General features: G+C 71.4%; 8 protein-coding genes. 3 read left to right on the forward strand and 5 right to left on the reverse strand.

The features are described from left to right. Nucleotides 1-91: 91 nt before the first annotated feature. Entirely contained in the window at nucleotides 92-841 is a 750-nt protein-coding gene (locus ACFC3F_RS14630; RefSeq protein ID WP_376131306.1) for an SDR family oxidoreductase, read from the forward strand. Between the two features lies 1 nt (nucleotide 842). Here ACFC3F_RS14630 and ACFC3F_RS14635 read toward each other — a convergent pair whose 3' ends face one another. Both ACFC3F_RS14635 and ACFC3F_RS14640 read right to left on the reverse strand, forming a co-directional pair. Continuing rightward, the gene (locus ACFC3F_RS14635; RefSeq protein ID WP_376131309.1) at nucleotides 843-1676 is read right to left on the reverse strand and encodes an aldo/keto reductase; all 834 of its coding nucleotides are present in this window, start codon (nucleotides 1674-1676) and stop codon (nucleotides 843-845) included. Between the two features lie 39 nt (nucleotides 1677-1715). Next, a complete protein-coding gene (locus ACFC3F_RS14640; RefSeq protein WP_376131312.1) occupies nucleotides 1716-2975 on the reverse strand; it encodes a trans-sulfuration enzyme family protein in 1260 nt (419 codons plus the stop codon). A gap of 81 nt (nucleotides 2976-3056) precedes the next feature. Here ACFC3F_RS14640 and ACFC3F_RS14645 point away from each other — a divergent pair, with 81 nt between their 5' ends. Further along, nucleotides 3057-3539: an Lrp/AsnC family transcriptional regulator gene (locus ACFC3F_RS14645; RefSeq protein ID WP_376131315.1), complete on the forward strand. Its 483-nt coding sequence runs from the start codon at nucleotides 3057-3059 to the stop codon at nucleotides 3537-3539. Here ACFC3F_RS14645 and ACFC3F_RS14650 read toward each other — a convergent pair. Next, a complete protein-coding gene (locus ACFC3F_RS14650) occupies nucleotides 3536-4219 on the reverse strand; it encodes a hypothetical protein (protein WP_376131318.1) in 684 nt (227 codons plus the stop codon). The genes ACFC3F_RS14645 and ACFC3F_RS14650 overlap by 4 nt on opposite strands. Then, nucleotides 4219-5067, reverse strand: coding sequence for an LLM class F420-dependent oxidoreductase (locus ACFC3F_RS14655; RefSeq protein ID WP_376131321.1), 849 nt, complete (start codon nucleotides 5065-5067; stop codon nucleotides 4219-4221). Before ACFC3F_RS14655 ends, ACFC3F_RS14650 begins: the two co-directional genes overlap by 1 nt. A 191-nt stretch (nucleotides 5068-5258) precedes the next feature. Here ACFC3F_RS14655 and ACFC3F_RS14660 point away from each other — a divergent pair, with 191 nt between their 5' ends. Then, nucleotides 5259-6191, forward strand: coding sequence for a ribokinase (locus ACFC3F_RS14660; protein ID WP_376131324.1), 933 nt, complete (start codon nucleotides 5259-5261; stop codon nucleotides 6189-6191). Nucleotides 6192-6209: 18 nt separating this feature from the next. On the opposite strand, the gene ACFC3F_RS14665 is transcribed toward ACFC3F_RS14660, so the two are convergent. Next, nucleotides 6210-7931, reverse strand: a complete 1722-nt coding sequence (locus tag ACFC3F_RS14665) for a long-chain-fatty-acid--CoA ligase (RefSeq protein ID WP_376131327.1) — start codon at nucleotides 7929-7931, stop codon at nucleotides 6210-6212. Between the last annotated feature and the right edge of the window lie 144 nt (nucleotides 7932-8075).

The raw sequence follows: 8075 nt of genomic DNA on the forward strand, positions 1-8075 counted from the left end.
ACTGCGGGGTCTACCCACGGTCTCGGCGCGCCGTTGCAGTCTCGCGGTCGTAAGCTGGGGCCGCCGGGGGGCGACGAGATGGGGAGGACGGATGCGGATCGCGGTGGCCGGCGGCACGGGGCTCACCGGCGGGCACGTCGTCGACGTCGCCCGCGAGCGCGGGCACGACACGGTCCTGCTGGCGCGCAGCCGCGGCGTGGAGCTGCTCTCCGGAGCCGGACTCCCCCGCGCCCTGGTCGGCGTCGACGCCGTCATCGACGTGTCGAACGTCACGACCCTCAGGGCCGACGAGTCGATCTCGTTCTTCGCCGGTGCCACGCGTTCGCTGCTCGCCGCCGAGCGCGCCGCCGGCGTCGCCCATCACATCGCGCTGTCGATCGTGGGGGCGGATGCCGCGCCCGAGGGCTATTACGCCGGCAAGCTCGCACAGGAACGCCTCGTCGCGGCCGGCCCCGTGCCCTGGACGATCCAGCGCGCGACGCAGTTCCACGAGTTCGCGGCGCAGATGTACGTGCGCGCCGCAGCCGGGCCGCTGCGCTTCGCTCTGCGTGCGCGCACGCAGCCGATCGCCGCGCGCGAAGTCGCCGAGCACCTCGTCAGCCGCGCCCAGGAAGGACCCGCCGGCCGCGCGACGGACCTCGGCGGACCGCGCGAAGAGAGCCTCGCCGACATGATGCGCGCGTATGCACGGGCGATCGGGCACTGCGGGTGGATGCCGCCCCTCAGCCTTCCCGGAGCGATGGGCCGGGCCCAGCGCAGCGGTGCGCTGCTGGCCGGCCCCGATGCCGTACGCGGCCGTCAGACCTTCGCGGAGTGGCTCGACGCACTCCCCGACGCGTGAATCACATCTCTTCGTGCCGGTCGGGGTCGCCGTCCCACAGCCGTCCTCGCTCGAGCCCGGAGACCGCCGCGATGTCGGCCTCGTCGAGCGAGAACCCGAAGACGTCGGCGTTCTCGCGCTGACGGTCGGGATCGCTCGACTTCGGGATGGGCGTCGAGCCGAGTTCGATGTGCCAGCGCAGCACGACCTTCGTCGGTGACACCCCCCGCACGGCGGCGATGTCGGCGATGACCTGTTCGCCGAGCAGTTCGGTGCGCCGCGCCAGCGGGCTCCAGCTCTCGGTGCGGATGCCGTGCTCGGCGTGGAACGCGCGCAATGTCGCCTGCGGAAAGTACGGGTGCAGCTCGATCTGGTTGACGGCGGGCGTGACGCCGGTCTCGGCGATGAGCCGCTCGATCATCGTGATCGTGAAGTTCGAGACGCCGATCGACCGCACGAGCCCGCGCTCGCGCGCTTCGATGAGGCCGCGCCACGTGTCCAGCCACTTTCCGACGCTCGGGTTCGGCCAGTGGATGAGGTGCAGATCGATGCGCTCGAGCCCGAGCGCGTCGAGCGAGCCCTCCACGCTCGCGATGGCCTCGTCGAAGCCGTGGTGCCGGCCGGGCAGTTTCGAGGTGATCACGAGGTCGTCGCGGTCGACGCCGCTGCGGCGCACCGCCTCACCGACGTCGCTCTCGTTGCCGTAGTTCACGGCCGTGTCGAGCAGCCGGTAGCCGCTCCCGATGGCGGCGGCCATGGCCTCCACACCCTCGTCGCCCTCGAGCCCGTACGTGCCGAGTCCGAGCTCGGGAAAGCGGGTGCCGTCGTTGAGGGTCACGTCAGGAATGCGCAGCATCCCCCCATCATCCCGCTCGGACGGATGCTGCGCGAGACGTCAGCTCTGACCCACGAGCCCTTCGTCGGCGATCACGACGCGTTCGGCCGGCGCGTCGGCGGCGTCGAGCGCCGCGAGCACATCCGCGGTGAGGTCATCGACGTGCTCGAGACCGATCGACAGTCGCACGATGCCCGCGCCGGGCTTCGCGTCGCCCACGACAGGTCGATGGGTCAGCGAGGCCGGGTGCTGCACGAGGGAGTCGACGCCGCCCAGCGACACGGCGTGAGTCACGAGCTCGCACGCCTCGGTGAAGCGCGCCGCGGCGACATAGCCGCCCGCGAGCTCGATCGCGATGATCGAACCGGCGCCGGCCAGCTGGCGGCCGAGCAGACCCTGCGGGTCCTGGCCCGGCAGGCCGGGGTAGAACACGCGTGCGACCGCGTCGTGCGCGCTCATGCGCTCGGCGAGGGCCTGAGCGGTCTCCTGCTGCGCGCGAACGCGCACGGCGAGGGTGCGCAGACCGCGATGCAGCAGGTAGGCGCCCATGGGGTGCAGGATGCCGCCCGTCAGGGCGCGCACCTGGCGGAGCCGCTCGACCCACGCGGTCGGACCCGCGACGACGCCGCCCATGGCGTCGCCGTGCCCGCCGAGGTACTTCGTCGCGCTGTGCATGACGAGCGTCGCGCCGTGCTCGATGGGACGCTGCAGCACGGGGGTCGCGAACGTGTTGTCCACGAGTACCGGCACGTCGCCCGCCGCCGCGACGACGGCGGCGATGTCGAGCAGTTCCAGCGTGGGGTTGGCGGGCGTCTCGATGATGACCAGCCCCGTCTCGGGACGGATGTGCGCGGCCACGTCGCCGGGTGCCGACCACGTCACCTCGGTGCCCAGCAGGCCGCTCTGGAGCACGTGGTCGGTGCCGCCGTAGAGCGGACGGACCGCGACGACGTGCGGCTTGCCCGCCGAGACGGTCGCGATGAGACACGCCGTCAGCGCGGCCATGCCGCTCGCGAACGCGACGGCGCCCTCGGCGCCCTCGAGATCGGCGAGCGCCTCTTCGAACCGCGCGACGCCGGGCTGCCAGAGCCGCTGATAGACGGCGCTGCGCCCGGGGCCGAGGTCGTGACCTGTCGCGAGCTCCTCGTAGGACAGGCCTCCGACTTCGACGTCGGGCAGCGGATTGGTCGTGGACAAGTCGATGGTCGGGACGTGGGAACCGGCTTCGCGGAGGCCGGCCATACCGCCGTGCACAGCACGCGTCTCCCACCGATGGCGCTCGGGTTGCATGAGGTTCAGGACAGCAGATTCTCGCGGCATCCTCAAGTCGTAATGAAGCACCGCCTACAATTACAGAAATCATCGCAGATCCTGCGAAAAACGAACCGAGAGGATGCCGCGGTGTCACGGTCCTTCGACCTCGATCCGACCGATCGGGCGCTACTGCGCGCCCTGAGCGACAACGCTCGCGCATCGGGCGCAGCGCTGGCCGCAGAACTGGGCATCGCGGAGTCCACCGTGTCGCTGCGGCTGCGCCGTCTGCAGTCGCAGGGCGTCATCAAGGGCTACCGCGTCGAGTTCGACACCGACCGGCTCGGCGCGACCGTGCAGGCGCTCATCGCCGTGCGCCTCGTGAAGCACGCCCGCACCGAGATCGAGGCCTTCCGGCGTGCCGCGACGGGGCTTCCCGGCGTCGTGCGGCTGTTCCACATGGCCGGCGCAGACGACTTCCTGCTGCACGTGCTCGCGCGCGACGCGGGCGAACTGCGCGAGTTCGTGCTCACCTACCTCACGGGGCATCCCGCGGTCGCCCACACCGAGACGAACCTCGTCTTCGAGCACGCCGACGCCGACGGCTGGCAGCGGTTCCTCGACGAGCCCTAACCGGCCCGCGTCGCGAACGCGAGATCGAGGTAGGGAAGGTCCTCGCGCGGGATGACGGCGGTGAACACTCCCCCGTTGGCGAGCTCGGCGCCGATCGCATAGACGAAGGGGTCGGTGTCGATCTCGGCGCCGACGACGATCTCGCCGTCGATCACGACGTCGACGCCGCGCCGGATGACCCGCTCCGACGTCAGGGCGGGTGAGCCCCAGTCGTGCAGCCCGACGGCGTGCTCTTCTCGGAACTGGTTCATCAGGATGTGGTTCGCGTGCTGCACGAGCAGGTACCCGAGGGTCGTGAACTCGGATGCTTCGCGGTACCAGGTCGTCTGGACCGCTTCCCAGAGCGTGCGATACCGCATCCGCTCGACCTGCTCGATCAGCCAGCGCGGCCGCGGCCACGGCGGCACCTCGTCGATCGAGCGACGGGTCGCGTCGTCGAGATCGGCGAGGTTGACCGGGTCGTCCTTGTCGTCGGGGTTGCGCCACAGCGTCGATGTGACGCTCGCCGTCATGGTTTGGAGTCCCGCCGCGTCGGTGCCCGTGCCGACGCCGATGTCGGCGTGTCCCACAGCCGGTTGCGGCGCGAACACGAGCACGGGGATCGGCATGCGCTTCAGCATCTCCTCACGCTCGATCCGCGGATCGGGGGCCTCCTCGGGGAGGCGTCCGGCGTGCTCCATCAGCCGGGCGTGATGCCGAGCGCGTCGGCCATCGTCTCGAGTGCACCCAGCGGATCCTCGCGCATGGGCAGCGACTGGATGCACACGTGGTCGGCGCCCGCATCGAGGTGCGCCCGGACGGCAGATGCGATCGTCTCGGGCGCGCCCCACGGCGTGAGCGCGTCGATGACGGCGTCGTCTGCTTCGCCCTCGAGCTGTGCGCGATCGAAGTCGAACTTCACGAGCATGTCGGCGTAGTTCGACATCTTCAGGTAGCTGCGCAGCGTGCCGCGCGCGATCTTGCGTGCAGCCTCGGGGTCGTCGGTCGCGATGAACATCTGCTCCGGCGCGAGGAAGGCGTCCGGCCCCAGGGCCTCGCGCGCGAAGCGCGTGTGCGCGGGGGTGGTGAGATAGGGGTGCGCGCCGAGGGACCTTTCGGCGGAGAGCTGCAGGGTCTTCGGGCCGAGGGCGGCGAGGAGGCGGCGGTCGGCCGGCACCCCCTCGGCATCCAGCACGTCGAGGTAGTCCCGCATCGCCGCGAGCGGGCGCGTGCGCGCGGCGTCGGCTTCGCGGTGCCCGCTGCCGATGCCCAGCACGAACCGGCCGGGGTGGTTCTCCTCGATGCGGTGGTACGACGCGGCGACCTCGGTCGCGTCGGCGTGCCAGATGTTGACGACGCCCGTGGCGACGACGATGCGCTCGGTTGCGGCGACGACGGCTTCGACATCGTGCAGATCGCCCGCGGGGGACCCGCCGACCCACAGCGCCGCATAGCCCAGCCGCTCGATTCCGCGCGCGAGATCGGGGTCGAGCCCGCGCGACGCCCGCCAGACGCCGATCTCGCCGAACTTCATCGATTCGTCGCTCATCTGCACATCGCCTCTCCATCGCGGTCTCGGTCCCCTCGACTCTGCCACGAATCCTCACCGGCCCGCCGCTCGGCGGGTCGGACACCGAACCGCCGCCGTGCTGCGCGATGTCGCCGAAGACGACGTCATCGCCCCACTCGCGGCGTACGATGCCGTCGAGCCCGGCGCCGCCGAGCGAAGAGGTGGAGAACATGTCCGACAGCAGCGTCGTCGTCCTGGGAAGCGCCAACGCGGACCTCGTGGTCGAGGTCGAGCGACGGCCGGGCGCGGGCGAGACGCTGCTCGGCTCGGATCTGCGCGTGCATCCCGGCGGCAAAGGCGCCAACCAGGCCGCCGCCGCCGCGCGGGCAGGCGTGGGCACCGCGCGGGCAGGCGTGGGCACCGCCTTCATCGGGCGCGTCGGCGACGACGATCACGGCCGCCTTCTGCGCACGCGCCTCGCCGAAGCCGGCGTGGACACCACGGCGGTGGGTGTGGGCGACGGGGCGACCGGCACGGCGCTCATCCTGCTCACCCCCGACGGCGAGAACTCGATCGTCGTCTCGCCCGGCGAGAACCGCGAGGTGGATCGTGCGATGGTGGATGCTGCCGCCGAAGCCATCCGCGCAGCATCCGTTCTCGTCGTGAGCATGGAGATCCCCGAAGACACCGTCTCCTACGCGCTCGAGCTCGCCGGAACGGCCCGCGTGCGGATCGTGCTCAACGCTGCTCCCGCCCGGAGGCTCGACCAGGACGTGCTGCGCTGGTGCGATCCGCTCATCGTCAACGAACACGAGGCGGGCATCGTCCTGGGCAACGGAACGCTCGACACCGCGGGCCTCGCTCTCGGTCTGCTCGAGGCCGGTGCACGTTCGGTCGTCATCACGCTCGGAGCGGCGGGTGCGCTCGTCGCCGATGGCGACGGACTGCGTTCGATCCCGGCTCACGTCGTGCGCGCGGTGGACACGACGGGAGCGGGCGACGCGTTCGTCGGTGCGACAGCGTGCGAGCTGGCCCGTGGTGCGAACCTTGCCGACGCGGTCCGCTTCGCCACCGCGATGTCGGCCATCGCGGTGCAGCATCCGGGTGCGCAGTCGTCGTATCCCGACCGCAGCGACGTGGAACGCCTGCTCGCTCAGCCCTGACGTGGCGACGCGCGCGCCTCAGTCCGTTCGCGCGAGCATGTCGTCCCGGACGACGCGGCGCAGCACCTTGCCGATCTGCGAACGCGGCAGGTCATCGACCTCGACGATGCGCTTGGGCACCTTGTAGGCCGTCACGTGCGCGCGGCAGAAGTCGCGGAGCGCGCGGGAGTCGAAGACCGTGCCCGGCTTCATCACGACCGCCGCCGCGACGTCTTCGCCGCCGGCGGAGCGGGGCAGGCCGACGACCGCCGCGCCCTCCACATCGGGGTGGAGCAGGAGCGTCTGCTCGACCTCGGTGGGGCTGACGTTGAACCCGCCGGTGATGATGAGCTCTTTCACGCGGTCGACGACCGTGACGAAGCCGTCCTCCGACATCGTCACGACGTCACCCGTGCGCAGCCAGCCTCCCGGCAGCAGGACGGCCGCGGTCTCGGCCGGCTGATTCCAGTACCCCTGGAAGACCTGGGGCCCGCGCAGGAGCAGCTCGCCGACCTCGCCGGGACCACGCTCGCTCGCGGGGTCGTCCGGGTCGACGATGCGGATGTGGGTGCTCGGGAACGGCACACCGACGGTCCCGGGCCGCCGCGACGGTCCGACCGGGTTCCCGAGAGCGACGGGTGAGGTCTCGGTCATCCCGTAGCCCTCGACCAGTAGTCCGCCGGTCGCCTCCTCCCAGCGGGTCACGGTGGGCACGGGCAGGCTCATCGCGCCCGAGATCGCGAACCGCACGCTGCGCAGATCGATCCGCCGCTGCGCGCTCGCGCGCGAGAGGGCGTCATAGATCGGCGGCACCGCCGGCAGGAATGTGGGCGGCGACGTGCGGGCCGCGGCGATGACGAGATCGACGTCGAAGGTCGGGAAGAGCACCACCTTCGCCCCGATCGACATCGCGAAGGTGAGGCACAGCGTGAGGCCGTACGCGTGGAAGAGCGGCAGGACGGCGTAGACGACCTCTTCGCCCTCGTGCAGACCGGGCAGCCACGCACGCCCCTGCGCGGCGTTCGAGCGCAGGTTCGCGTGCGAGAGGATCGCCGCCTTCGGATGACCCGTCGTGCCGCTCGTGAGCTGGAGCAGCGCCGTGTCCCCCAGCTGCGGACGAGGGATGCGGCGTGAGATCCGCCGCGCTTTCGTCACCCGCGTCCACGGGATGATCCCCTTCGCGGTCGGCCGCGCGGTGAGCCGCTCCCGCGCTGCGCGCGCTCGAGCGAGCGGGAGCCGCAGGGCCACACGCTTGACGCGCGGCATGGCGTCGGTGAGCCGGACGGCGACGATCTTCGCGGGGCGGGCGTCGTCGGGCAGGGCGGCGATGACATCGGCGACCTTGTCCCACACGATCGCGACGACAGCGCCGTGCACCTCGAACTGGTGGCGCAGCTCGCGCGGCGTGTACAGCGGGTTGTGCTCGACGACGATGGCCCCCAGGCGCAGCACGGCGTAGAACGCGACGACGTGCTGCGGGCAGTTCGGCAGCACGAGGGCGACCCGGTCGCCGGGTTTCACCCCCAACGTGCGAAGACCGGATGCCGCCCGCTCGACCTGCTCGCCGAGGTCGGCGTACGTCGTGCGCGCGCCGAAGTACTCCAGGGCGTCCCTCTTGCCGAACCGGGCGACCGAGGCGTCGAGCAGGTCGACGAGCGTCTCTGTGACGGGGGCGATGTCGGCGGGGACCCCGTCGGCGTACGCGGACAGCCACGGCCTCGCACTGTCGTCGACGACCTCACCGCTCTGCGGATGCATCATGTCCGCTCCTCCCTCTCGCCCTGCCCCTCCCAGCCTATGCACGCCATTGACGCCGAGACTGCATCGGGGCGCCGAGACTGCGGGTGTTACCCACGGTCTCGGCGCCCCGATGCAGTCTCACGGGGTCACGCGCGAGGGTCATTC

This window comes from Microbacterium sp. NPDC055910 (assembly GCF_042271185.1).
GTDB lineage: Bacteria > Actinomycetota > Actinomycetes > Actinomycetales > Microbacteriaceae > Microbacterium.